Raw genomic sequence first — 513 nt, forward strand, 5'->3', positions numbered from 1 at the left:
ACCATCCGGAACATCCTCTGTTGCAAACGTTGCTCTATAAAGGCTACGACGCCTTTGCCGAACAGGCGCTGGCTGAGCGGCGAATGATGCAGCTACCGCCGTGGACCAGCCATGTGATTGTGCGTGCGGAAGATCATAACAATCAGCACGCGCCATTGTTCCTGCAACAACTGCGTAATCTGATCCTCTCCAGCCCACTGGCAGACGAGAAACTGTGGGTTCTCGGTCCGGTTCCGGCTCTGGCACCTATATACCGATCGGGAAACGGGTATGGGAGTCACCACCGGTACCGACGGTATCCGGCAGCAGCATACGGTTCAGCCAGGAGTGAATGACGCCGTCACCCGGACGCAGCGACACACCGCCACGGTTCAAAATGAAGTCCGGCAGCGTGTGGTGCGTGTTCACGTCAACTGGCTTCGGATACGCCGCGGTGTGGCAGAAAGACTGCATCACCAGGTCAGCCGAGAAGCCCAGGCACGCCAGGTCTTTCAGTTCATCACGGGTCATCGG

Annotated in this window: 1 protein-coding gene; it reads right to left on the reverse strand. The window is 58.3% G+C overall.

Features of this window, described 5'->3' with window-relative positions; translation table 11 throughout:
- Positions 1-246 precede the first annotated feature (246 nt).
- A partial coding sequence (locus tag K0039_RS24940) for an aconitase family protein (protein WP_228106814.1) occupies positions 247-513 on the reverse strand: 267 nt, incomplete at its 5' end.

Origin of the sequence: Terrisporobacter mayombei, assembly GCF_020748465.1 — a bacterium.
Taxonomy (GTDB): Bacteria; Bacillota; Clostridia; order Peptostreptococcales; family Peptostreptococcaceae; genus Terrisporobacter; species Terrisporobacter mayombei.